Here is a 22,015-nt window from a genome sequence, read left to right on the forward strand (position 1 = left end):
TCACCTTCCCCGTCGGCACCTGCGTGACAGGCCTGAACGGTCTGGCCCTGCACACGGGACTCGTCGCGCTGCAGGTACTGGCGGTCGTGTTCTACGTCGGGCTCGTCGGGGCCTGGATCACGGTCGCCGTGCGCACCTCCCACGGCAGCGTCATCCGCGGAACGCTCCTCGCGCCTCCCCGTCCTCTGCCCTGACCGCGGACGACGAGGGGGGCGTGGGGGAGCGGCTCAGATCGAACAGGCGTCGTTCCAGTCACGATGGGGGGCCTCGGGGTCACTGACGTCGACTATGGCCGAGGCGGCGCCCTTGGGCTCGTCACGGGACCGGTAGCTCTCGAACGCCACCGCAGTGCGGTCGTTGCTCGCCGGATCACGCACCCCGGAGGCCTCCACCCACAGAGTCCAGTTCCACCGCGTCCGGACGTCAGGCTGCAGCGCGCCTTCGCCGACGACCAACACCACGTCCGTGTCGGCGGGCAAGGACTCGAAGTCCTTGCCCGTGAATGCTCGGACGGACGACGTGAGGCCTCTCGCGCTGATCTCTAGAGCCAACTGACTGCCCATGTCCGAGACTTGCTCGCCAGCATCGCCATCCACAGCCACGACGCCTCCACCGGACGGAAGCCGACTCAGCATCTCGGAAACCAAGTCATGGATGACGGTGTTGCTCATGATGCTCTCTCCTGCTCACTCGTTCGTCGAAACGGAAAAGGGAGTCGGCGGCCGCCGACTGAGGTGGTGATCGTCTCACGGACGGAGAAGGAAGGCGTCGGCTGTGACCAGGTCGTCCTGGGCGGTTCCGGGGTGACGCCTGGTCAGTCGTCGCCCCGGAAGTCAGAAGGGTGTCATGACGTGCCGATGATGAGGCCGACGAGCCCGGCAGCGACGGCGAGCAGCAGCATGCCCGCGCCGTTGGCGATCCCAGCGACCCGTTTCTTCTCGGCCAGGAGGCGCACGGTCTCGACGCTCGCGGTGCTGAACGTGGTGTAGCCGCCCATGAGCCCGCCGCCCGCGACGAGCAGCCACTCTCGGGGCAGCCCCGCGTGGTCGGCGAGACCGGTGAGCAAGCCGAGCACGAACGACCCGCTGACGTTGATGACCAGGGTCGCCAGCGGAATGGGAGCCGACCACGTGCTGCGGACGGCGCCGTCGACGACGAGGCGCAGGGCCGCGCCCACACCACCGGCGACCGCGGTCGCGACGAAGAGCCATGGGGCGATCACGACGCCGCCTCAGAACGGCGGTGGAGGGCGGCACCGACGGTGATGCCGGCCCAGGAAGCCACGGCGCCGAGCACGACCGAGCCCACACCGTAGGCGATGGCGATCGGCAGCGCGTCACCGAGCAGGGTCGCGGTGTCGACTGCGAGGGCGCTGTAGGTGGTGAATCCGCCGAGAACGCCTGTTCCGATGAGCAGACGCAGGTCGCGTCGGCGACCCGCGTCCGGCCCTCGTCGCACCAGCGACTCGAGGAGCAGCCCGAGCGCGAACGCACCGACGACATTGATCAGCAGGATCGTCAGCGGGATGCTGCCCGGGGCTGCGGGGAAGTTCAACGCCAGGCCTTCGCGCAGGCCCGTGCCGATCGTGCCGCCGAGGGTGACGAGTCCGATGAACCGCCACCGCAGGTGCACGGGCCGTTCGGTGCCCGTGGAGTCGTCGACATCGAGGTCGGGGTTCTGGCCCAGCCCGTCGAACTCGTCGCCTCTGCTCGAGGGCAGCGGCGGAAACGGTGTGTCAGGTGAAGGTGAGGTCATGCATCGTCCTTCGTGCTGAGGCCGTAGGAAAGTCCGTGCTGATCGGCTTCGATGTCGGTCAGGCGGTTGTACTTGCAGACCCGTTCCCCGCGTGCGGGGGCACCGGATTTGATCTGGCCGACCCCGGTGCCGACGACGAGGTCGGCGATGAACGTGTCGGTGGTCTCCCCGGAGCGGTGCGACACCATGCAGGCCATGCCGTGGGACCGGGCCGTCGCGATCGCGTCGAGGGTCTGGCTGACAGAACCGATCTGGTTCGGCTTGATGAGAACGGCGTCCGACCAGCCCTGCTCCGCGCCTTCGGCGATCCTTCTGGGGTCAGTCACGTAGAGGTCATCGCCGACGAGCTGAACCCGTCCGCCGAACCGCGACGCCATCAGCGCCCACCCGTCGTGGTCGTCCTCGTGGAACGCGTCTTCGATGCTCCTGATCGGGTACGCCTCGAGCAGGGCCCCGTACCGGTCCGCGAGACTTCCACGATCGAGGTCTTGCCCGGCGACTCGGTATCGGCCGTCTCCGTCGCCGAATCCGTTCGCGGCAGGGTCGAGGGCGATGGCGACGTCGTCCAGCGCTGCCCGGTGGCCAGCGTCGGTGATCGCCTGGACGATGAGGTCGAGGGCCTCCTCGGGGTTGCTGATCGCCGGGGCGAAGCCGCCCTCGTCGCCGAGGCCTGCGGTGCCGTAGCGGGTCTGTACGAGCGTCTTCAGGGCGTGGTAGACCTCGGCGCCGGTCTGTACCGCCTCCTCCTCGCTGGTCGCTCCGACGGGAGCGATCATGAATTCCTGGAAGTCGAGGTCGTTAGCTGCGTGGGCGCCTCCGTTCAGGACGTTGAAGTGCGGGACGGGGAGCGTTTCGTTCGTCCCCGACAGCAGGGCGATCCACCGGTGCAGGGGCAGGCCGGCTTCGCGGGCCAGCGCCCGGGACGCCGCGATCGAGGTCGCGACGACGGCGTTGGCGCCTAGCCTCGACCAGTTCGAAGTGCCGTCGAGGTCGGCGAGGGCACGATCGATCTCGCTGATCCCGGCCCAGGGGCGTGAGGTGAGGAGGTCGCCGATCTCGGTGGTGACCATCTGCGCGGCCTGTCGAACACCTTTGCCGCCGAACGCTGCGCCACCGTCTCGGAGTTCTACAGCTTCATGGGCACCGGTTGACGCTCCGGCAGGGGCGGAGCCTGACACGACGGACCCATCGGCGAGTTCGAGGTCGACTTGGACGGTGGGGAAGCCGCGGGAGTCCAAGATCGACCGCCCGAGAGCGGACACGATCTGGACGGGGTGTGCACCTCCGTGGGTGACGTAGGTGCCGACGTCGTGGGTGTGGATGGTGCGGTTGCTGATGTAGTCGTTCATGTCAGGTTCCTCCTTCGTGGGTGATGACCGTGGCGGCGAGGGCCGCTGCGGCCGGGTCGAGATACGTGCCGCCCCGCGTCAGCGGATGCCCATCGGAGGCGAGGTCGTACATCAGGGGGTGTCCGGTCGGGATGTTGAGCGCGGCGACCTCGAGCGGGGTCAACGCGTCGAGCAGCAGGCAGAGTGCGCGGAGGCTGTTGCCATGGCCCACCACGAGCACGGTGCCGCCGGCGGTCCCGGCCTGGACCGCCTCGGTGACGGGGCGGACCCGGGCGATGACGTCGAGCAGGCTCTCGGCCCTGGTCCGGTTCTCGGGTTCCACATGACGGAGGGCATCCTGAGCCCACAGCTTCGCGAACAGCGCGTCAGAGGACGGCGGGGGCGGGGTGTCCAGGGAGCGCCGCCACAGGGTGAAGTCCTCCTCGCCGTCTGAGCGGCGAACATCCGCCTTGGTCCGTCCGGTCAGGTCGCCGTAATCGCGTTCCCGGAGTCGCACGTCGACGGTGACGGGCACGGGCCACTTGTTCTCGGCCACCATGACGCGGGCAGTCTCAGTTGCACGGGCCAGCGGTGAGCACAGGATCGATGCCGGGCGGAAACCCGCCTCGTCGAGCAGGTGTGCAGCACGGCGGGCCTCTTCCCGGCCTCCGGTCGTGAGGGGTGAGTCGGTGATACCGGTGAACAGCCCGTCGGCATTGGCCTGGCTTTCGCCATGTCGCACGAGGACGATCCGGGTCGTCACGGCCATGCCTTCGAGACCGGCACCACGAGTACCGGCACGGGTTGATGGTGCATGAGGAACGATGCCGTGGACCCGTGCAGTGCAGCCTTCAGGCCCGCGGCCGGACCGTTCGAGGATCCGACGACGATCATCACGGCGTGCGTGTCGGCGGCGACGCGGGCCAACGCCTTTGCGGGGTCACCGGCGAGGACACGGACGTCGACCGTGATCTGCACGTCGGTGCGGAGCCGGGCTGCCGTCGCCTCGAGGGCAGATCTGTCGACGGCGTCGTCGTCGTACTCGTCTGGGTCGAGGGGAACGGTCGCCCCTCGGCCGCTGGCGTCGTCGGGGTCGGCGGGGACGCGGGAGTCGTCGACCTGCACGACGACGAGTTGTGCCGACAACCGGGCCGCGAACCGGGCGGCGGTCGAGAGAACGGTGTTGGCCGTCCGGGTATGGGCTCCGACGACGATGGTGTCGGTGGTCATCTGGTCTCCTATCTCGGTATCTGGGCACGCCAGTGGATGAGATAGGGACTGTTGTCGACCTGAGTCGAGGTTGGTGACGGCGAGCCCCACCGCCGTGGCGTCTCCGCCACGCTCAGTAAAGCACTGATCCGACCAAGCTGCACCTGCTGATACAACATTCGTTCCGACCAAGAAAAGGGTGTGTTGGCCAGTCCCGATAGGGGATCGTTCACCGAGATCAGTTTCGGACTGATCTATCGAGACAGCCTGCGCCCCGTAGCTGCGGGGGAGTGGCTAGCGTCCGCTGCTGGTCGGTGACCGATCGTTCACCGAGATCAGTTTCGGACTGATCTATCGAGACAGCCTGCGCCCCGTAGCTGCGGGGGAGTGGCTAGCGTCCGCCGTTGGTCGGTGACCGATCGTCTAATGAGACGAACGGGGAGGGGTGGCGCATGCTCCTCGGTCTCAGATCGCGGGTGTTCCTCAGCTCGCCAAAAATCGGCTGGAATTGATATCATCGGCGCGTGCCGATTATTAAAGAGTTAACTGCAGCGGTTTCGCTGTTCCATTCGCTGGCAGACCCGAGCCGTCTGCTCATCCTGCGCCGACTCAGCCAAAGCGAAGCGCGTGTACGGGATCTCACTGACGAACTTGGTTTAGCCCAGTCCACTGTTTCTGAGCATGTCGCCTGCCTTCGAGACTGCGGCCTTGTCACCGCTCGCGCCGAGGGGCGGCAGAACTTTTACTCAGTGGCCACACCGGAAGTCCTTGACGTCCTCGAATCCGCCGAGCAGCTGCTTGCCTCTACCGGGCACAAGGTCGACTTGTGCACGACTTACGGAAGCCAGACCCGATGATCGGCACCATCGTCGCCGCGGTCGGTCTTTTCGCGGCCACCAACATCGACGACCTCGTCGTCCTGACCGTTCTTTTCGTTGCGTCAGCACGAGGCGCTCTGCCCGGGTGGAAGGTTGTTGTCGGTCAGTACTCCGGGTTCGTGACCCTCGTCGCCATCAGCGTCGTGGCCGCTGCGGGGCTCACAATCGTGCCGGATAAGTGGGTTGGATTCCTCGGCCTCATTCCGCTTGCCATCGGCATCTACGGTCTCGTTCGCACCCTTCGGCGCCGAGGCGATGACGACGACGATGACGATGACGACGCAATTTCCGCAGTTGGTCTCCTAGGAGTTGCCGGCATCACAATCGCCAACGGTGCCGACAACATCTCGCTCTACACGCCCGTGTTCCGGACAAACCCCGTGCAGGACACCGTCGTCACAATCATCGTGTTCCTTGTCCTGGTGGCGGTGTGGTGCCTCACCGCTCGCTTCATCGGAACGAGCAAAACCGTCAGTGAGCTGCTCGAAAGAGTCGAGCACTGGCTCGTGCCCGCAGTGTTTATCGGCCTCGGGCTCTACATCCTGATCGAGTCCGGTGTCCTCATTCGGCTCGTCGAGGCCCTCTCATGACGGCCGGAGGGCGGGTCGCCGGTGCAGTCGTGATCACTGCGGCTGCGTTCGTTCTTGATCAGGTGTCGAAGGCATGGGCGCTGTCATTTCTCGGCGCAGAGCGTCAAATCGATTTAGGACTCGGCGCAAGTCTCCGGCTCGTGTTCAACCCCGGTGTCGCGTTTGGTCTCGGGGCCGAGTTCGGCCCAGCCCTGACCGTCGGCATCATAGCGATCGTTGCGGCCCTCGCCGCCTGGGTCCTTGTTCGGGCACTGAAGGAAAGGAGGACGTTTGCGACATTCCTTCTCGCGGTCGTTCTCGGCGGAGCCACGGGCAACGTTTGGGACCGCATCTCGCGAGCGGACAAAGGCCCCCTGTCTGGTGAGGTCGTCGACTTCATCGCGATCGACTGGTTTGCCATCTTCAATGTCGCCGACATCTTCACCACAGTCGGTCTCATCAGCTTCGCGGTTGTATCCGTGGCGTGCGATTCGAAGCCCACCCGACGTCACCCGGCTGACACTCCACCGACAACGTAGAAAATCGGCGACTTACCGCTCAGTCCCGCTTCCGGTCGAGCAGGCCCCAGAAGATTTGTCTCCATCCGCAAGCTCTTCCTGCTACCCCCTAGTCGAGGGTCTTTATTGGTGTGCGGGCCGGGGGGTGTTCATCGACGGTTTACCGAGTCGGGGTCTGCTGGTTCCTGCGCTGTAGCGGCTTCCGCATGGCGCTCACGGATCACGATCACCTGGAGCAGACACGTGTCACTGATGACTTCCGGCCGCGCAGCGGCCACGACGTTCGGAGCGGTGGCGCTTGCTGCCTCCGTCGCCCTCGTCCCGACCGCAGCCGTCGCCGCAACTCCCGCAGACGTTGCCCAGAACGGTGGTGCCGCCCGTAGCATCGACGACAGCACCCAGGCGATCCTCGACTCCGTCCAGGGCGGCCCGGCGAAGAACGTCATCCTGCTAATCGGTGACGGCATGGGCGACTCCGAAATCACCTCGGCCCGCAACTACGAGTACGGCGCGGGCGGTGTCCTGCCTGGCATCGACGCCCTGCCCCTGACGGGTCAGTACACGACGTACTCGCTCACGAAGGACGGCAAGGCCGACTACGTACCCGACTCCGCCGCGACCGGCTCCGCGTGGGCCACCGGCACGAAGACGTACGACAACGCCGTCTCGGTCGACATCGCCGGCACCCCGCAGGACACCCTGCTCGAGATCGCCAAGGCCAACGGCCTGAAGACCGGCAACGTCACTACCTCCGAGATCCAGGACGCGACCCCCGCCGTCCAGGCCGCGCACGTCGCCGCGCGCAGCTGCTACGGCCCCGACAGCGTCACCCAGTGCGGTGCCGACGCTCTCGACCAGGGTGGTCTCGGCTCGATCAGCGAGCAGATCATCGGCACGCGCGCCGACCTCACCCTCGGTGGCGGCTCGGCCTCGTTCCGCCAGGCGGCCCGTGCCGGCCAGTACCAGGGCGACACGCTCTTCGACCAGGCCGGCGACCGCGGCTACCAGGTCATCGGCGACGCGGCGGGCCTGAACGGCCTTGCCGCGGCCGACCAGACCGCGCCCGTGCTGGGCACGTTCACGGACGGCAACTTCCCCACGCGCTTCGCGCCCTCGACGGCCACCGTCGGTGGCGGCGACCTCGCCCCGCAGCGCTGCACGCCGAACCCTGCCCGCCTCTCGACGGACCTCTCGCTTCAGGCGATGACTGAGAAGTCGATCGACCTGCTCGACAACGAAGACGGCTTTTTCCTCCAGGTCGAGGGCGCCTCGATCGACAAGCGCGACCACAGCGCCGACGCGTGCGGCCAGATAGGTGAAGTCCTCGACCTCGACGAGGCAGTCCAGGCCGCGCTCGACTTCGCCAAGGCTGACGGAAACACGATGGTCATCGTCACCGCCGACCACGCCCACACCAGCCAGATCGTCGACGGAACCCCTCCCACCTCGCTCAGCACGTCGCTGCTGACCAACGAGGGAAGCACGATGAAGATCGCCTACGGTACGGCCGCGGCTGGTGGCTCGCAGCAGCACACCGGCAGCCAGCTCCGCGTTGCCGGCTACGGTCCCGGCGCTGCCAACGTCGTCGGCCTGATCGACCAGACCGATAACTTCTTCACCATCGTCGACGCGCTCGAGCTCGACCGGAACCTCGACGGACTCAGCAATGACGCCACGATCTCCGCCCCGGCCGAGGTCGCTCCCGGAACAGACTTCACCGTGACCGCCTCCGGGATCGAGGGTGACCGTCAGGTCTCGGGCGTGTTCACCCCTGCCACCGGTGACCCCGTCGACCTTGGCTACGTCGACGTCATCGACGGCATCGCGACCTTCACGGTCACGGCCCCGACCTCACTGGGCGCTGGAACGGTCACCCTGACCGGGGTTCAGTCGGGTGTGCAGCCCACCGCCGCGGTGAACGTCATCGCCGGCGCCGTCACCCCGGCCCCGTCCGCCACCCCGACCCCTGGTGCTGTGCCCACTGACGGCGGCAACACCGCCGGTGGTGTCGGGACCGCCGGGTCCGGCAACGGTCCCCTCGCCTTCACAGGCTCCGAGGTCCTGCCGGCGTTGCTGCTCGCCCTCATGCTGACTGGTGCCGGTGCGGTGCTCGTCGCGCGCCGCCGCCGCCGCGTAGGCATGATCGACCACTCTGGTGTGCAGATGTAACGAACGGACAGAGTTCGTGTGAACCAGGAGGAGGCGTGGCACCGGTTGGTGCCACGCCTCCTCTGTGCGTCGTCCGCCGTCTACCGCCTTGCGCCTCTTCCCCGGGAGAGGACGCCGGCACCCATCAGGACACCCAGACCAGTGACGCTGATGGCTGTCTCGATCTGGCCGCCCCACTTAGCCGCCGGCGTCAAAGTGGTCGACAACGAAACGTCCTCCACCAACACCCCAGGACTGAACCACGGAAGCTCAGCTGTCACAGAGCCGTCAGGCGCGATCACGGCGCTGCGGCCGACGGTCGAGATGTTGACGACACTCCGCCCCAGCTCGATCGCCCGAATTCGGGCGATGGCGAGCTGTTGGGCGCTCTGGTCGGAGCGTCCGAAGTCGGCGTTGTTGGAGGACGAGAACAGCACCTGGGCCCCTTCGGTGACGGACTGGCGGAGTACGTCGTCGTCGACGATGTCGAAGCAAATGCTGATGCCGACCGGGACCCCGGAGATGTCAAAGATGGGGTCAGTTGTCCCTGGGGTGTAGTCGCGAGCAACCATGTCGACCAGGTCAGGTGCCAGGGATCGCCAGAACGCCCGGTCGGGGACATACTCCCCGAACGGGACGGGGTGCTTCTTGTCGTAGAAGTCGACAGGGCCACGGCCTGGCTCCCACTGGATCTCCGTGTTGTAGGTCTTTCCGTCACGTTCCGTGATGGCCCATCCGATCAGGGGTGCAGCGGTTGCCTGGGCGATCGCATCAAACGCTGCAGCCGTGTCGTAGTCATCGAGGGGGCTTCGGTCCGTGGCGCCTTCGGGCCAGAGAACAGCATCGAGACGTTCATCGAGAAGGGGCACGGTGGCGTCGACTTGGGCCTGGGTGAGGTCCCCGGGGTTGCTGTCGTCAAAGTAGCCCGCCGGACCATTCCCCTGCACAGCGCCCACCCGCATCGTCCCTGTCTGCGCGATCGGCCACGCCGGCAGACCCACGAGCAGTGTCGCGGCGGCCACCGGTGCAATCCACCGGCTGGGGTGTCGCAGTGCTCTGGTGCTGACGATCTGCAAAATCATCGCGACAACGAGGACCATGACGAACCCGACACCAGATATCCCTAGCCACGCGAAGGCCTCTCGGAGAGGGCTGGTGGATTGTGACATCGCGGCCCGACCCCAGGAGAACCCGCCGTACGGCCAAGTGCTCGACACCGCCTCACGGGCACACCACACTGCCGCCACCACGGCCGGGACCCCGAGGCAGGCTCCCCACGGGCCTAGCCACAGCCGGGGGAGCCACCGATACGCCAGGGTGATCGCCACGCATCCCGCCGCGAACAGCAACGCCTGCAAGAGAACGAGCGCTGCGATCGGGACGGGCCCGAGGAAGAGCGCTACCCACTGAATGTGGAATCCGTAGAACGAAATGCCCGCGACAAACCCGACAGCGAACGCTGCCCCTGCGCGTCGTCCGGGGAGGGCCGCCAGTATCAAGCCGATCCCCAGGAAGGCTAATGGCCACCAGTTCTTGTCGGGAAAGGCGCCATCGAGAATGGCTCCACCTGCTGCCGCGGCCGCGAAAGCAGCAGGTAGCGGCATGATCGCGGGAGCCGTCGATACCTTGCCTGGCGGCCTCATGGGCCGTCGGGGTTTTCTGGCGCGTCGCCACGTTGGTGCGCGGCCCGCTCGCGTTCTTCCTTGTCGATCGCGGCGTAGGCCTGCCGTTCGTTGCGGTCGGCGCGCACGAGTGCCCGGACGACGAACCAGAAGATGATCCCCACCACCAGGCTCGGGACGACGGAGAAGATAGCTGAGCCCCAGAACGATTCAGGCATGAGTGGCGTCCTTCGTTGTGACGGGTGGATGAGGGAGACCTGTAGCCCTTGCCGGTGGCGTAATTGTCCTAGTCATCTCGGCCGCCACTGTTGATGTTCCTGAGGTAGGCGTTGTAGTCGTCGAGTTCGGTGTCGCCTTCGACGTCGGCCCGTCTCGCCGCTTTTGCGGCCTTTCGGGTGTCCTGTCGTTGCCAGCGGGTGAGGCTGACGAGGAGGATCACCACGACGGGGAGTTCCCCGTACGTCCACACCAGGGCACCGGCGAGCTGTTGATCGCGGAGGGCATCAACGCCAAGGCTCGGTGAGGGGCTGCTGAAGGCTGCGACGAGAGGGGTGCTGCTGAAGATCAGGGTGAGGCCGAAAGCGGCGTGGATCTGCATCTCGAGGAACGCGTCGAAGACCCGAATGACGTAGGACGTCTGTCGAGGCAGCGGGTCTGTGGACACCAGGGGCACCATGACCACCACCCCGACAGCGACGAAGCCGATTTGCAGGGCCGCTCGTCCTGCTTCTGTGGCGAGGAGCGCGTCGATGGCGCCGGTCAGGTAGAGCCCGAACAGCGGAACCAGCAGCAGAGGGAACACGGCGATCGGGTTCACGACTGCACGGGCGAAGCTCGATCTGAGCGACCCGACAGCTGCCCGAAGTGCGACAAGTCCTAAGCCGTGCCGGGGCAGGCCCCGCAGCAGCACCGTTCCTGGTCGTCCGAGGATGAGCAGCGGCGGCACGATCATCAGCAGCGTCAGCTGCTGGAACATGAACGCCGAGAACAGTTCCCGGCTGTAGGTCTGCACCCCCGTTGCGGTGACCAGGACGATGAGTACGCAACCCAGAACGAACACCGCTGCCTGTCCGACACCAGGGCCACGCCGGTCAGGAGCAAGGGCCCGGTCTCGGCGTCGCGCCCGGCGAAACAGGAGCACGTAGCCGGCTGCCAACAGGGCGGCGCCGATCGCGACAGGGGACACCGGCCCCTGGGCCCAGCCCAGCAGAACGGCGAGGTCAAGGGCCGGCATCTCAGGCGCCCTCCTTCGAGCGGGTCACCGTGGCCAGGGCTGCCGCGAGTTCGTCGGGGTGCCGGGTGGACACGAGCCAGTACGGTGCCGGGTCTGTCTCGTCGAGAAGCTCGATCTTCACCACGGGATGCACCCACCCCCGGAACAGCGTCCACGCCCGGGCGTCCAAGCGGGGCCCGCGTTGTTGTGTGGCGTCTCCGCCGGTGTAGGTGGTGACTGTCCCGATCTCGTCAGGTGTGAGTCGGGCGGCGCCGGCGAAGAACCCCTCCGGGGTGACCTGGACGACGGGGGAGGTGACGATGAAGGCGGCGACAGAGCCGAGGTAGAGAACGGCCGCGACGATGATCCCGGCGGTGACGTTGATGGGCAGGAACACCAAGAAGGTGGCCGGGATCACCAGCACGATCGCGAGGTAGAACGCCGGCGAGGGGGTGAGTCGTTCGCGGTGCAGAGGGAGGGAAGTCATAGGTTCCTGGTCGGTCAGAGGGGCAGGACGAAGCCGTTGATGAGGCCCTGGAGCTGGTAGATCAGGGCGGTCCAGATGCCGGTGGCCATGGCGATGCCGACGGCGATGAGGACGGCACCGCCGGCGAGGTTGATGGCGCGGATGTGGCGTTTGACGAACGCCACAGATCCGGTCACCCAGGACAGGCCCAGGGCGACCAGCACGAAGGGCAGCCCGAGACCTATGCAGTACGCCAACCCGAGGAGGGCCCCGCGTCCTGCGGAGCCGCTGCTGAGGCTGAGAGCTGAGATCGCGGCAAGGGTCGGCCCGAAACACGGGGTCCATCCCAGGCCGAAGACGACTCCGAGAAGCGGTGCGCCGGCAAGGCCGGTGACGGGCCGCCACCGCGGAGTCAAGGAGCGTTGCAGGAAGCTGACCTGCCCGATGAACACCAGCCCCATCAGGATCACGACGATTCCGAGGATGCGGGTGACGAGGCCCTGCCACTGGATCAGCCACACGCTCAGCGCCCCGAACAGGGCCCCGTAAGCGATGAACACCGCAGCGAACCCCGCCACGAACAAGCCCACTCCGATTAATAGCCGTCTTTTACCTGTCTTCGCGGTGGGGTCGGCAAGACCCCCGACGTAACCGAGGTAGCCAGGGACGAGAGGCAGAACGCACGGGCTCACGAAAGAGACCAGCCCTGCCAGGAGGGCGATCGGGACGGCAAGGAGGAGCTGGCCGCCGAAGACGGTGTCGGCGAGGTTCACGGGGTCTCGTCGAGGACGGTGGTGATGAGGGAGTTGAGGATGGATTTCTCGGCTCGGCCGGTGATCCGGGCGGCTGCCCGGCCCTCTCGGTCGACGACGATCGTGGTGGGAACGGCGTTCGGGGACACCTGGCCGGCGAACGCCAGCTGCACGGCGCTGTCGGTGATGTCGATGACGGAGGGGTAGGTGACATCGAACCGTTCCGCGAAGGCGACCGCGGTGCTCGCCTGGTCGCGGACGTTCACTCCGATGAAGGACACGCCCTGGTCTTGGTACTGCTGGTGAAGGGCTTCGAGGTCAGGAGCTTCGGCTCGGCACGGGGGGCAAGCGGCGTACCAGAAGTTGACCACCATCACGTCGCCGTCGTAGTCGGCTGAGTCCAGCGGTTCGCCGAGGTCTGTGGTGCTGGTGAAGGAGATCGGTTCACCCCTGTTGGCCGGAGGGATCTCGACTACGGTGCCGTCGCCGCCGATGTAGTTCTTCGTGGACCCGTCCGCGTACTGTTCCGCGACAGAATCGCTCGGGCCGCAACCCGACGTGACGATGGCCACGGTGGCGACCAGGGCAGCGGCGACAAGGGTTCGAATGGTGGGGCGTGTCATGAACGTGAGTCCTCCGAGGTAAGGGACGGGGTGGCGGCGCGGGGCCCGGTGAGAGCACGGAGGGCCAGGACTGTTGCGGTGAGAGCGGTGGCGGCGGCGCTGATGAGGAGGATGACGCTCCCGAGGCGCTGATCGGCGTCGGCGGCGGGGTGTCCGCCGGGGTTCATCGTCTTGAACCAGTCGAGCATCACGGTCGGCCCCAAAAGAGTCACCGCGGTACCCGCAAGAGCACAGGCGGCAAGGCCGCCGATCAGGGCGATGTCGCCAGCTCTGCGGCCGGTCAATGCCCGTCGGAGAGCGGACCCCAGCACGGCGCCGGCGACAACGACAGCGGTGAGGACGACGACACGACCGAGGGGCTCGGTCACCGCCCAGCGCATGCCCGCCGGGATCATGGCCAGCACCACGGTCACCAGCACGATCAAGCCGACCCCGAGCGGGCTGTCGTCGAACAGGCCTAGGGGCCGGCGAAGGAGGAACGTCGCCCACTCCCGGGGGCCTCTCGTTCCATCTTCTCTGAGCCTGAGGGTCGCTCGAGCAAGGGCGCCCGGGCGTCCCTGAGCGATACAGGCCCCCGCGAGCAGAAGCGCCACGATCGTCAGCACGTAGGAGCTGAGGAGGTACGTGGCGTAGATCGACAGCGGACCACACGTCACCCACAGAACGACGAGCAGGCCCGCTAGGAAGGGTGCACTGCGATGCCACGGCCAGGGCGTTCCGGCCCGGCGTTGCGCACGGGTGGCGAGGAGGTAGGTCGCTGCGGAGAAGAGGATGAGGAGGAGCCAGAACGGATCTGGTTGACCTTGGAACACGGTGACCCAGCTCGGCGGTGCAGGGAAAACCGACCCGGTGAGGGATTCAGCGGCGGTCACTGGACCCGTTTCGTAGATCTCTTGCTCAGCGCCAGGAGGCGCGGTGCGGGCGAGGACGCCGGCAAGACCGGACGCGACACCCATGAACGTGACCTCCACGGCAGCTAAAGCCCAGAAAAGACGCGTTCGGCCGGTGTGGATGTGCGGCAGCAGCCACGTACGGAAGACGGCAGCGAGGACGCCGACGAGGACCAACACAACGACCTTGCCGAGGACGATGAGGCCGTAGGAGGTGGTGGTGAGCGTTGCGGGGTCGGTGATGCGGATGGTGGCACTAATGAGGCCCGAGAGCGCCACGGCGACGAAGGCCGCGAACGCGATTGTCGAGTAGCGGCGGAGGACGACGGGGAACAGGTGCCCGGGGAGGGTTCGTCTGAGCCAGACGAGGGCGACGAGGCCGCCGACCCAGATCGATGCGAAGAGGACGTGCATCAGGATCGACACAACCGCGAGGTTGTGGGACGCCGAACCCGCCGCATGCCCTTGCTGAGCCAGAGGTATCAGGGCCAAGGCGCTCACCCCCGCGAGGGCTGCTGCGTGTCCGGGGGAGTGGGTGAGTGACGCCCACACGGTGACGAGGACTGCTGCGGCAATGGTGGTCGTCCACGCCTGGCCGAGCTCAATGCCGGTGCTGTAGAAGGCGAACTGCGACCAGAAAGCGGCAGTCCCGGCTTCATCGAGTGGGACGCCGCTGATGTTGGCGAACGTGAACACGCTGGCAACGAAGCCCGCGATGGCCCAGACAGCAGCTGAGCTGCGCAGCAGGCGGAACAAGCTTCGCTGTGAGGGCTGGTGAATGGGGACGGCGGCGGCCAGGAGGAAAGAGCTACCGAGGGCGATCGCGGCCGCACTGTTGCTGATCGTCTTGCTGACCGTGTACCCAGACCTCACGATCTCTCCGGGGTCCACGATCAGCACAATTTCGCTTGATTTCACCGCCACCAGCAGAACCGCGACGGTCGCCAAGGCCACGACCGCGGCCACCACCAGCGTGATTCCTGGCCGAAGATTGCTCGTGGTGCTGCGGGCCTGAAGAGGTGTGCTCACTCCTCAGTGCCTGCTGTCTCCGCAGGGTCCGCCGTCTCGGCCTTCTTCCGGCGGCGGGCGCGGAGAGCGAGGATGACGATGACCGGAATCAGCATCAACACCGCAAGAGCCGTCGCGCCCGCGATCCACGGGATGAGGTCACTCGAAGCAGGCTCGGTGGCAGAGTGCGTCGCGGCCGACGTCGGTGCTTCTTCCTCCGCCGGGGCGGAGGCCGAGGCGGCCGGTGTGCTCGCGGCGGGGACCGGTGTTGTGGGGGCAGCTGCGGCGACGGGGCCGGCGTAGGTGAAGGTGTAGGTGCCGGAGATGGTGTGTCCATCACTCGACACGCTCTGCCACGTCACGGTGTGCAGACCTGCCTCGGTGACCTCGACGGGAACAGAAAGGGTCGTTCCGTCCGCCACAGGGGCGCCTGTGGTGACGGAAGCCCCGGAGGGGTCGGTGACGTTCAACGCGATGGCGTTGGCGAACTCCGCCAACGGTGTCTCCGAGAACGTCAGAGTCACCGAGGACAGTTCGGTCGTTACGGTCTCATCAGCCGCGGGAACTGCTCGGGCGAGGGCGTCATGGGCGGCGGCGGGCCGAGCGTCCAGCACGGCGAGGCCAGCAGCGAGGGCGAGCATGACTAGCAGGGCCGTCATGTGGTTTCGAAGAGGTGGGAAGGTCATGGGCTTTCTCAGTTCTCTGGGCAGGTGAAGGTGCCGAAGGCGCCGTCGTGGTCGCCGGGGCCGAGTTCGGCACAGACACCGGTCTGGCCGGCGAAGACGGCTTGGAAGTAGATGACCCCGGCGACGAACGCCGCCGTTGTGGCGAGGCCGACGATCATCCCGACCAAAGCGACCGTGTTCTTTTCACCTGCTCGACGTGAGCGGATTAACGCGACAAGGCTGACGACGAAACCGACCGGGCCGGCGATGCAAGCCAGCAGCAGCCCGAGGACGGCCAGTGTGCGGAGGTTCGGCGGGGGAGTAGCGACGGGTTGCTCTTTCCGGGCGCGCCCGCGGTTCCTAGCCACCGGCGACTGCGCTTTCCACGGCCTTGTCGAGGTCGTCGACGGCGGTGAGTTCGATCATCTGACCGTCGACGAAGAACGTCGGGGTGCCGGTGACGCCGAGGGCGGTGCCCTCCGCCCGGTCGGCGACCACGCGCTCGAGGGTCGCCGGGTCGGCCACCGCCTCGTCGAACGCTGTCATGTCGAGCCCGAGGTCTTCAGCGAACGTGCGGAACAGGGCTGCTTCGGACTCCTGCTTCTCGCCCCACTCGGCCTGGGTCTCGTACATGCGCGCGTACATCGCCTCGAGCTGGCCCTGCTCCGCAGCCGCCTCAACGGCCACGGCCGCGTTCTCGGAGTTCCGGTGCGACGGGATCGGGAAGTAGCGGACCGCGACGTTGATCTGCCCGGCGTACTTCTCCCGGACCTGCTCGACGTACGGGTACATGGCCGCGCACGACTCGCACTCGAAGTCGAGGAACTCCACGACGGTGACGGCGTCGCCCTCGACCTGGTCGAGGTAGCGGGTGTCGTCACGAACGACTTCCGCACTGGCCGGTGCGACGGTGGGGTCGGCGGCGAGGGGCTGGGCGGTGTCGGTGCGCGTGCCGTTGTAGATGATGACCGCGACGACGACGGCAGCGGTGACGATGAGTGCGATGACGGCGACGATGAATTGGTTCTTGACCATGGTCAGACTCCTTTGGTTCTGAGGTAGGCGATGGGGTCGGTGGCAGCTCCGCCCTGGCGGAGCTCGAAGTGGAGGTGGCAGCCCGTCGAGAGGCCGGCGTTGCCGACCTGGGCGATCTGCTGACCGGCGGTGACCTGCTGGCCGACACGGACTTGAACGCCAGAGGAATACATGTGGCCATAGTTGGTGGAAACCCCGCCGGCAGACGTAACCGTGATGAGGTTCCCGAATCCGCCGTAGGCGCCGGCATAGGTGACGGTGCCGGCGGTGGCGGCGTAGATCGCGTTTCCGCAGGAGGCCCCGAAGTCCGCCCCAGCATGCAGTTTCGGGTAGCCCAGGACTGGGTGGATGCGCATGCCGTAGGCCTGGTAGCTCGAGTACGCCGTGATCGGCATCGTCCATCCCGAAGGCGACACGGCGGAGGATGTGGGGGCTGCAGGAGCCGAGGTCGCCGCGGCTGCTGCGCGGGCGGCTGCGGCGCGAGCTGCCGCCTCGGCGGCCGCCTTGGCTCGCGCGGCTTCGGCCGCTGCGTACCCTTGTTCGGCGGTGGCAGTCTCTTGCTTCAACACGGCCAACTGAGCCTCGAGCTCGATGCTCCGTGTCTCTTGTTCCGCGACGGCGGCTTGCGCGGTGGTCGCCGCGGCAAGCGCGTCGTCGCGGGCTGTCTGCGCGAGACCCTGGAGTCGGTCCCGTTCGGTCGTTGCGACTTGAGCTTGATCGCGAAGGCTGCTGACGGTGTTCGCTTTCGCGGTCGCGTTTTCTAGCATCCGGTTCGAGGTTTTCGTCAGCTGCGAGGCCGTTCCGAGCCGGGAAAGCAGGTCATCGGCGTCGCCGCCGGCGACGGCGATGTTCATCGACACATCGGTCCCGCCGGCACGGCTCAGCGACGCAGCCCACTGGCTGATCTGCCGTTCTGCATTGTCGGCGTCCTGCTCGGCGCGGGCGACGTCGTCAGAAAGGGAACGAAGGGCTTCCGTTGCAGCGTCAGCGGCATCCTGAGCCTCTTGAAGCTCAAGGCCACGCTGATCGGCTGCAGTGGTCAGCGTCTCGGCTTGTTGCCGGAGGCCATCCAGTAGGCCGGTCAATTCGGTGATCTTGTCGGCGGTCGCCGCCTCGTTTGAGCGGGCGGCGATGACGTCATCCCAGGTTGGATAGGCCGCAGCGCGAGAAGGGGTGGCGGTAAGAAAGGTGGCGGCGAGAACGGCTACAAGGGCCGGCGCAGTCACCCTGACGATGCGAAGCATGTAAGGGGTGTCCTCGGTCTCGAAGGAGCACGCCGAACGCCTGATGACTGATCGTCATCGTCCGCCGACGCGCAGGTCGCGATCGGGGAGTGTCTAGATTCGGGAGATGCCCAGCACGGTAAGGCTCACGATCGCCGGGCGTCGCGCATCCGGGACGGAGGGCACTGTTGAGTCGGGGCCGGCGAGTGGATCGAGCGTTCGGGCGGCTGCGCCCCGCATCCGCACCAGGGCAACAGCGAGAGTCACCACGCAGAGGAGGGCCAGGAGGGTACAGGCCAGAACTCCACCGCTGTCAGTGAGCCCGGTCATGGCCTCGTCGCCGACTGACAGTGGAGGGAGGGAAGAGTCTCGAGGGGCCGGGTCGTCGACCGACACGGCCTGCGTCACGCTCGACGCGGCTTGCACCCCGCCGGAGAAGGCGTTGTCGCCGAGGGTGTGGATGCCCAGAACTGCTGCGAGGGTCGCGGCTGTGATGGACAGCAACAGTGCCCAGACCCCGACGGACCACCGTGAACGGGAGGCGCCGGACATAGTTCTGAACATCACGCCTCCTTCCAGGTCCAGGTCTGACCAAAGGCTAATCAACAACAGGGGTACGTCGCTGCAGAACTGCCCCAAGACTCTAGACATCGAGGCAACGTCGTGTGACCATCTTCGCATGCACGAAGATACGCATCAAGAGGAACTCCACCCGGATGACGCGTTCGTGGAACTCGCCGTCGAAGTGTTCTCCATGCTTGCCGACGCAACCCGTGTCCGGATGATCCTTGCTCTCCGCGACGAAGAGCTATCGGTAAATCATCTGGCCGACATCGTTGACAAATCTCCCACTGCGGTCTCGCAACACCTCGCCAAGCTCCGTATGGCCCGGATGGTCTCGACGCGCCAGGCCGGCAACCGTGTCTTCTACAGGCTCGTCAACGATCACGCCAGCAAGCTCGTCCAAGACGCCATCTTCCAAGCCGAGCACTCCGTCGGCGCCGCTTACCGTCACCACCACGAAGGACACTGACATGGGCGCAGGCCACGATCACGCGGCACCCGGCGGCACCGACCACCGCCGCCGCCTCGCCATCGCCTTCGGGATCACCACCTCGATCCTGATCGTCGAAGTCATCGGCTCGATCATCACGGGAAGCCTGTCGCTCCTGGTCGACGCAGCCCACATGCTCACCGACGCCGGCGGCCTCTTCATGGCGCTTCTCGCAGCCACCCTCATGAAGCGAGCCGCAACCTCAAAAAGAACGTGGGGCTTCCAACGAGCGGAAGTGCTCGCCGCCACAGCCCAAGCGACGGTGCTTCTTGCGGTTGGCCTCTTCGCTCTCGTCGAAGGCATCCGGCGCCTGTTCGAGCCTCCTGCTGTGCCCTCTTCTGAGCTGCTCATCTTCGGCATCATCGGACTCGTGGGCAACATCGTGTCCATCACTGTTCTCACTGCCGGCCGCTCGGCCAACATGAACATGCGGGCAGCGTTCCTCGAAGTCGTCAACGACGCCCTCGGCTCAGTGGCCGTTATCGCCAGCGCCCTCATCATCATGACCACCGGATGGGGCCAAGCCGACGCACTCGCCGGAATGCTCATCGCCGTGCTCATCATCCCCCGCACCATCAAGCTGCTCCGCGAGACAACAGGGGTGCTGATGGAATCGACCCCCACCGGCCTTGACCTCGACGACGTTCGGGCTCACATGCTAGAGCTGCCACACGTCACCGAGGTCCACGACCTGCACGCTTCGCTCGTGGCCACGGGGCTGCCGATCCTGAGTGCGCACGTCACCGTCGAGGATTCCTGCTTCCAAGACGGGCACGCACCTCAGATCCTCGACGACCTCCAGAAGTGCGTCGCTGAACACTTCTCGATCAAGGTCGAGCACTCGACCTTCCAGATCGAGCCCGCCCAGCACGCTCAGCACGAGCACCACACCCACGTCTGAGCTTCCCCGGGGTCAGCAGCAATCGCAGGCCTCGACCTGGCGCTCGCCCGTCAGGGCCGACACGGGCGTCTTGCACGCGTCACCGCGCCAAGCCTCGAGGCCCTCCCGGACGGCGAACACGACGATGACGAGTCCCGCCACTGGATCAGCCCAGGTCCAGCCGAACGCGAGGTTGAGCACGAGGCCGACGAGGACCGCCGCCGACAGGTACGAGCAGATCAGGGTCTGCTTCGAGTCGGCCACCGCCGACGCGGAGCCCAGCTCGGTGCCGGTGCGGCGTTCGACCAGGCTGAGGAATGGCATGATCGCCAGGCTCACCGCGGCGAGCACGATGCCGACGGGGGAGTGGTCGGGTTCGCGGACGCCGGTCAGGGCCAGCACCGCGTCGACGGACACGTAGGCGGCCAGGCCAAAGAACGACACCGCGATGACCCGCAGTGCCAGCCGCTCCCGCTTCTCCGGGTCGGGGGCGGCGAACTGCCACGCGATCGCGGCGGCCGACAGCACCTCCACGATCGAGTCCAGGCCGAAGCCGACCAGGGCCGTCGAGGAGGCGACGGTGCCGGCGGCGATCGCAACGATCGCCTCGATCACGTTGTAAGTGATCGTGATCGCGACGATGATCCGGATCCGACGCTGCAGGAGTAGCCGGCGTGCGGGCTTGAGCAGGGCAGGCAGCGTGGTCGTGCTCATGCGCCGGTTCCGCAGCAAAGGGGGACGTCGCATGCGTCGTCGGTGCAGGGCTCTCCGTCGTCGACGGCGAGCACGACGTCGACAAGGGCAGTGAGTGCCTTCGTGAGGTGAGCGTCAGCGATCTCGTAGCGGGTCGACCGACCCTCGGGAACGGCAACGACGATGCCGCAGCCGCGGAGGCACGAGAGGTGGTTCGACACGTTGGACCGCGTGAGATCGAGCTGCTCTGCCAGAGCGCCGGGGTAGCCGGGCTGGTTCAGGAGGTGCAGCAGGATGCGCGATCGTGTCGGATCGGCCATGGCGCGCCCGAGGCGGTTCATGACGTCGACGCGCGATGAAAGAGTCAGCATGCACTGACTCTACAGTCGACGCTGACTTGACGCGACTGGCTAATTGGGCTCGGGTCTAGATGCCGCCGGTTCGATTCGCCCGGCCGAGCTCGGGACAAGACGAGGGACGAGTCGGACGAAGATCACCATGCCGATGAGCTCGACGAGCGTCTGGGTCACGACGACGACTGGAGTGAGCGACAGGGACGCCGGCAGGGCCAGCGCCAGCGGGAGGACCACGAGGGAGTTCCTGGTCGCGCCGCTGAACACCAGAGCACGGGTCGCTGGCACGTCAAGGCGGAAGATGCGGCCGGCGCCGATGCCGAGCACTGCCATGACGATGAGGAATCCGGCGTAGAGCGGCACCAGCACGAGCAGCTGGCCCAGGGAGTCTCCGACAGCACCGGCTTGTGAGGCCACGACGGTCAACAGGGTGGCCATCATCAGCGGCACCATCAGGCCGAGCGTCGTCCGCTCGATGACGACCCCGTATCGGTGTCGCCGGGCGAGTGCCTGCACGAGTGCGGCCGCGGTGAGCGGGACGACGATCAGGAGCAGGAACGCCCGGGCGAAGGGGCCGACCTCGACCACGGCGACGCCCTCGGGGCCGATGAACAGCAGCAGGTACAGCGGCAGGAGGAGGATCTGCGCCAGCATCAGCAGCGGCGCCGCGGCGAGGAGTCGTTCTGATGCCCCGCCGGCGAGGCCTGCGAACACGATCACGTAGTCGATGCACGGGGTCAGCAGCACCAGGAGCACCCCGAACAGCAGTGCCGGCTCGTCCGAGACGAACCGGGACAGCCCGTAGGCGACGAGGGGGACGACGACGAAGTTGAGCACCCCGACCGCGGCGAGGAACCGTCCGTCGCGGAGGGATTTCCCGATCGCGGCGAACGGGACCCCGAGGAATGTCGCGAACAGCAGCAGCGCGAGCACGGGCTCGATCGCTCCCTCTAGGTGGTGTGCTCCCGGCACGGTGAGGCCGACGACGCCGGCAGCCAGGATCGCCGCCAGGTAGAGGCCGATTTGCCGGTGTTCGAGCCAGGAGACGACCGCGTTCACGGCTGGACTGGTGTGGGGGAGGAAGGCACGTCAGTGACCGTAGAGGTTCGAGCCGCTTGAAGGTCAAGCGGCGT

26 protein-coding genes and 1 pseudogene are annotated in these 22,015 nt (G+C 66.7%); 7 read left to right on the forward strand and 20 right to left on the reverse strand.

The annotated features are described in order from the left end of the window. Positions 1-194, forward strand: a pseudogene (locus EDF50_RS00140) (C4-dicarboxylate ABC transporter); the annotation flags it as partial. A 33-nt stretch (positions 195-227) separates the two neighbouring features. Here the strand turns inward: EDF50_RS00140 and EDF50_RS00145 are convergent. From EDF50_RS00145 to EDF50_RS00170, 6 genes are all read right to left on the reverse strand, one after another. Further along, entirely contained in the window at positions 228-671 is a 444-nt protein-coding gene (locus EDF50_RS00145) for a hypothetical protein (protein ID WP_123517278.1), read from the reverse strand. Between the two features lie 173 nt (positions 672-844). After that, positions 845-1,219, reverse strand: coding sequence for a CrcB family protein (locus tag EDF50_RS00150; RefSeq protein WP_123517326.1), 375 nt, complete (start codon positions 1,217-1,219; stop codon positions 845-847). After that, positions 1,219-1,755, reverse strand: a complete 537-nt coding sequence (locus EDF50_RS00155) for a CrcB family protein (RefSeq protein ID WP_082454848.1) — start codon at positions 1,753-1,755, stop codon at positions 1,219-1,221. The genes EDF50_RS00150 and EDF50_RS00155 overlap by 1 nt, the downstream gene beginning before the upstream one ends. Then, positions 1,752-3,104 carry a phosphopyruvate hydratase gene (gene eno, locus EDF50_RS00160; protein ID WP_123517280.1) on the reverse strand — a complete coding sequence of 451 codons (1,353 nt, stop codon included), beginning with the start codon at positions 3,102-3,104 and terminating at the stop codon, positions 1,752-1,754. The genes EDF50_RS00155 and eno overlap by 4 nt, the downstream gene beginning before the upstream one ends. Position 3,105: 1 nt before the next feature. Continuing rightward, entirely contained in the window at positions 3,106-3,852 is a 747-nt protein-coding gene (locus tag EDF50_RS00165) for a 2,3-bisphosphoglycerate-dependent phosphoglycerate mutase (RefSeq protein ID WP_123517281.1), read from the reverse strand. Continuing rightward, entirely contained in the window at positions 3,843-4,313 is a 471-nt protein-coding gene (locus EDF50_RS00170; protein WP_055976344.1) for a universal stress protein, read from the reverse strand. The genes EDF50_RS00165 and EDF50_RS00170 overlap by 10 nt, the downstream gene beginning before the upstream one ends. A gap of 503 nt (positions 4,314-4,816) precedes the next feature. On the opposite strand from EDF50_RS00170, the gene EDF50_RS00175 reads away from it, so the two are divergent. The 4 genes from EDF50_RS00175 (at position 4,817) to phoA (ending at position 8,426) form a co-directional block, all read left to right on the forward strand. After that, a complete protein-coding gene (locus EDF50_RS00175) occupies positions 4,817-5,149 on the forward strand; it encodes a helix-turn-helix transcriptional regulator (protein ID WP_123517283.1) in 333 nt (110 codons plus the stop codon). Beyond that, on the forward strand, positions 5,146-5,760 hold the full coding sequence (locus EDF50_RS00180) for a cadmium resistance transporter (RefSeq protein ID WP_123517285.1): 615 nt from the start codon (positions 5,146-5,148) through the stop codon (positions 5,758-5,760). Before EDF50_RS00175 ends, EDF50_RS00180 begins: the two co-directional genes overlap by 4 nt. Next, the gene (locus EDF50_RS00185; protein ID WP_123517287.1) at positions 5,757-6,278 is read left to right on the forward strand and encodes a signal peptidase II; all 522 of its coding nucleotides are present in this window, start codon (positions 5,757-5,759) and stop codon (positions 6,276-6,278) included. The genes EDF50_RS00180 and EDF50_RS00185 overlap by 4 nt, the downstream gene beginning before the upstream one ends. Positions 6,279-6,509: 231 nt before the next feature. Continuing rightward, positions 6,510-8,426, forward strand: coding sequence for an alkaline phosphatase (phoA, locus tag EDF50_RS00190; protein ID WP_123517289.1), 1,917 nt, complete (start codon positions 6,510-6,512; stop codon positions 8,424-8,426). A gap of 80 nt (positions 8,427-8,506) precedes the next feature. On the opposite strand, the gene lnt is transcribed toward phoA, so the two are convergent. The 11 genes from lnt to EDF50_RS00240 all read right to left on the reverse strand — a co-directional run bounded on the left by lnt (position 8,507) and on the right by EDF50_RS00240 (position 17,923). Further along, positions 8,507-10,048 (reverse strand): apolipoprotein N-acyltransferase, encoded by a 1,542-nt coding sequence (gene lnt / locus EDF50_RS00195; RefSeq protein ID WP_123517290.1) that lies wholly within the window; start codon positions 10,046-10,048, stop codon positions 8,507-8,509. Continuing rightward, positions 10,045-10,245: a hypothetical protein gene (locus tag EDF50_RS00200; protein ID WP_123517292.1), complete on the reverse strand. Its 201-nt coding sequence runs from the start codon at positions 10,243-10,245 to the stop codon at positions 10,045-10,047. The genes lnt and EDF50_RS00200 overlap by 4 nt, the downstream gene beginning before the upstream one ends. A 68-nt stretch (positions 10,246-10,313) precedes the next feature. Next, entirely contained in the window at positions 10,314-11,261 is a 948-nt protein-coding gene (locus EDF50_RS00205; RefSeq protein WP_123517293.1) for a cytochrome c oxidase assembly protein, read from the reverse strand. A gap of 1 nt (position 11,262) precedes the next feature. Next, positions 11,263-11,727, reverse strand: coding sequence for a DUF3093 domain-containing protein (locus EDF50_RS00210; RefSeq protein ID WP_123517296.1), 465 nt, complete (start codon positions 11,725-11,727; stop codon positions 11,263-11,265). 14 nt (positions 11,728-11,741) lie between these two features. Further along, positions 11,742-12,479 (reverse strand): cytochrome c biogenesis CcdA family protein, encoded by a 738-nt coding sequence (locus EDF50_RS00215; RefSeq protein ID WP_123517297.1) that lies wholly within the window; start codon positions 12,477-12,479, stop codon positions 11,742-11,744. Beyond that, positions 12,476-13,081, reverse strand: coding sequence for a TlpA disulfide reductase family protein (locus EDF50_RS00220; RefSeq protein ID WP_123517299.1), 606 nt, complete (start codon positions 13,079-13,081; stop codon positions 12,476-12,478). The genes EDF50_RS00215 and EDF50_RS00220 overlap by 4 nt, the downstream gene beginning before the upstream one ends. After that, a complete protein-coding gene (locus tag EDF50_RS00225) occupies positions 13,078-14,940 on the reverse strand; it encodes a cytochrome c oxidase assembly protein (RefSeq protein ID WP_123517300.1) in 1,863 nt (620 codons plus the stop codon). The genes EDF50_RS00220 and EDF50_RS00225 overlap by 4 nt, the downstream gene beginning before the upstream one ends. 56 nt (positions 14,941-14,996) lie before the next feature. Beyond that, positions 14,997-15,665 carry a copper resistance CopC family protein gene (locus tag EDF50_RS00230; RefSeq protein WP_123517302.1) on the reverse strand — a complete coding sequence of 223 codons (669 nt, stop codon included), beginning with the start codon at positions 15,663-15,665 and terminating at the stop codon, positions 14,997-14,999. Between the two features lie 8 nt (positions 15,666-15,673). Then, positions 15,674-16,012 carry a hypothetical protein gene (locus EDF50_RS16510; protein WP_158612594.1) on the reverse strand — a complete coding sequence of 113 codons (339 nt, stop codon included), beginning with the start codon at positions 16,010-16,012 and terminating at the stop codon, positions 15,674-15,676. Then, positions 16,005-16,679: a thioredoxin domain-containing protein gene (locus tag EDF50_RS00235; RefSeq protein WP_123517304.1), complete on the reverse strand. Its 675-nt coding sequence runs from the start codon at positions 16,677-16,679 to the stop codon at positions 16,005-16,007. The genes EDF50_RS16510 and EDF50_RS00235 overlap by 8 nt, the downstream gene beginning before the upstream one ends. Positions 16,680-16,681: 2 nt before the next feature. Continuing rightward, positions 16,682-17,923: a M23 family metallopeptidase gene (locus tag EDF50_RS00240; RefSeq protein WP_123517305.1), complete on the reverse strand. Its 1,242-nt coding sequence runs from the start codon at positions 17,921-17,923 to the stop codon at positions 16,682-16,684. A 658-nt stretch (positions 17,924-18,581) separates the two neighbouring features. Between EDF50_RS00240 and EDF50_RS00250 the strand changes: the two genes are divergently transcribed. Further along, on the forward strand, positions 18,582-18,935 hold the full coding sequence (locus EDF50_RS00250) for a metalloregulator ArsR/SmtB family transcription factor (protein WP_191330333.1): 354 nt from the start codon (positions 18,582-18,584) through the stop codon (positions 18,933-18,935). Between the two features lies 1 nt (position 18,936). Further along, on the forward strand, positions 18,937-19,857 hold the full coding sequence (locus EDF50_RS00255; RefSeq protein ID WP_123517309.1) for a cation diffusion facilitator family transporter: 921 nt from the start codon (positions 18,937-18,939) through the stop codon (positions 19,855-19,857). Between the two features lie 12 nt (positions 19,858-19,869). Here the strand turns inward: EDF50_RS00255 and EDF50_RS00260 are convergent, their stop codons facing one another. From EDF50_RS00260 to EDF50_RS00270, 3 genes are read right to left on the reverse strand one after another with little or no spacing between them, the layout of a single operon-like run. Further along, entirely contained in the window at positions 19,870-20,550 is a 681-nt protein-coding gene (locus EDF50_RS00260) for a cation diffusion facilitator family transporter (RefSeq protein ID WP_123517311.1), read from the reverse strand. Next, entirely contained in the window at positions 20,547-20,900 is a 354-nt protein-coding gene (locus tag EDF50_RS00265) for a helix-turn-helix transcriptional regulator (protein WP_123517313.1), read from the reverse strand. Before EDF50_RS00265 ends, EDF50_RS00260 begins: the two co-directional genes overlap by 4 nt. Before the next feature lie 39 nt (positions 20,901-20,939). After that, positions 20,940-21,941 (reverse strand): arsenic resistance protein, encoded by a 1,002-nt coding sequence (locus EDF50_RS00270; RefSeq protein ID WP_123517314.1) that lies wholly within the window; start codon positions 21,939-21,941, stop codon positions 20,940-20,942. Positions 21,942-22,015 lie beyond the last annotated feature (74 nt).

It is taken from the genome of Frigoribacterium sp. PhB24 (assembly GCF_003755185.1).
GTDB lineage: Bacteria > Actinomycetota > Actinomycetes > Actinomycetales > Microbacteriaceae > Frigoribacterium.

Coding starts and splice junctions, on each gene's coding strand:
- EDF50_RS00255 (WP_123517309.1), top strand. CDS start 18,937: ATGGGCGCAGGCCACGATCACGCGGCACCCGGCGGCACCGACCACCGC.
- EDF50_RS00185 (WP_123517287.1), top strand. CDS start 5,757: ATGACGGCCGGAGGGCGGGTCGCCGGTGCAGTCGTGATCACTGCGGCT.
- EDF50_RS00240 (WP_123517305.1), bottom strand. CDS start 17,923: ATGCTTCGCATCGTCAGGGTGACTGCGCCGGCCCTTGTAGCCGTTCTC.
- EDF50_RS00170 (WP_055976344.1), bottom strand. CDS start 4,313: ATGACCACCGACACCATCGTCGTCGGAGCCCATACCCGGACGGCCAAC.
- lnt (WP_123517290.1), bottom strand. CDS start 10,048: ATGAGGCCGCCAGGCAAGGTATCGACGGCTCCCGCGATCATGCCGCTA.
- EDF50_RS00155 (WP_082454848.1), bottom strand. CDS start 1,755: ATGACCTCACCTTCACCTGACACACCGTTTCCGCCGCTGCCCTCGAGC.
- EDF50_RS00180 (WP_123517285.1), top strand. CDS start 5,146: ATGATCGGCACCATCGTCGCCGCGGTCGGTCTTTTCGCGGCCACCAAC.
- EDF50_RS00235 (WP_123517304.1), bottom strand. CDS start 16,679: ATGGTCAAGAACCAATTCATCGTCGCCGTCATCGCACTCATCGTCACC.
- EDF50_RS00145 (WP_123517278.1), bottom strand. CDS start 671: ATGAGCAACACCGTCATCCATGACTTGGTTTCCGAGATGCTGAGTCGG.
- EDF50_RS00230 (WP_123517302.1), bottom strand. CDS start 15,665: ATGACCTTCCCACCTCTTCGAAACCACATGACGGCCCTGCTAGTCATG.
- EDF50_RS00200 (WP_123517292.1), bottom strand. CDS start 10,245: ATGCCTGAATCGTTCTGGGGCTCAGCTATCTTCTCCGTCGTCCCGAGC.
- phoA (WP_123517289.1), top strand. CDS start 6,510: ATGACTTCCGGCCGCGCAGCGGCCACGACGTTCGGAGCGGTGGCGCTT.
- EDF50_RS00220 (WP_123517299.1), bottom strand. CDS start 13,081: ATGACACGCCCCACCATTCGAACCCTTGTCGCCGCTGCCCTGGTCGCC.
- EDF50_RS00210 (WP_123517296.1), bottom strand. CDS start 11,727: ATGACTTCCCTCCCTCTGCACCGCGAACGACTCACCCCCTCGCCGGCG.
- EDF50_RS00205 (WP_123517293.1), bottom strand. CDS start 11,261: ATGCCGGCCCTTGACCTCGCCGTTCTGCTGGGCTGGGCCCAGGGGCCG.
- EDF50_RS00250 (WP_191330333.1), top strand. CDS start 18,582: ATGCACGAAGATACGCATCAAGAGGAACTCCACCCGGATGACGCGTTC.
- EDF50_RS00260 (WP_123517311.1), bottom strand. CDS start 20,550: ATGAGCACGACCACGCTGCCTGCCCTGCTCAAGCCCGCACGCCGGCTA.
- EDF50_RS00165 (WP_123517281.1), bottom strand. CDS start 3,852: ATGGCCGTGACGACCCGGATCGTCCTCGTGCGACATGGCGAAAGCCAG.
- EDF50_RS00265 (WP_123517313.1), bottom strand. CDS start 20,900: ATGCTGACTCTTTCATCGCGCGTCGACGTCATGAACCGCCTCGGGCGC.
- eno (WP_123517280.1), bottom strand. CDS start 3,104: ATGAACGACTACATCAGCAACCGCACCATCCACACCCACGACGTCGGC.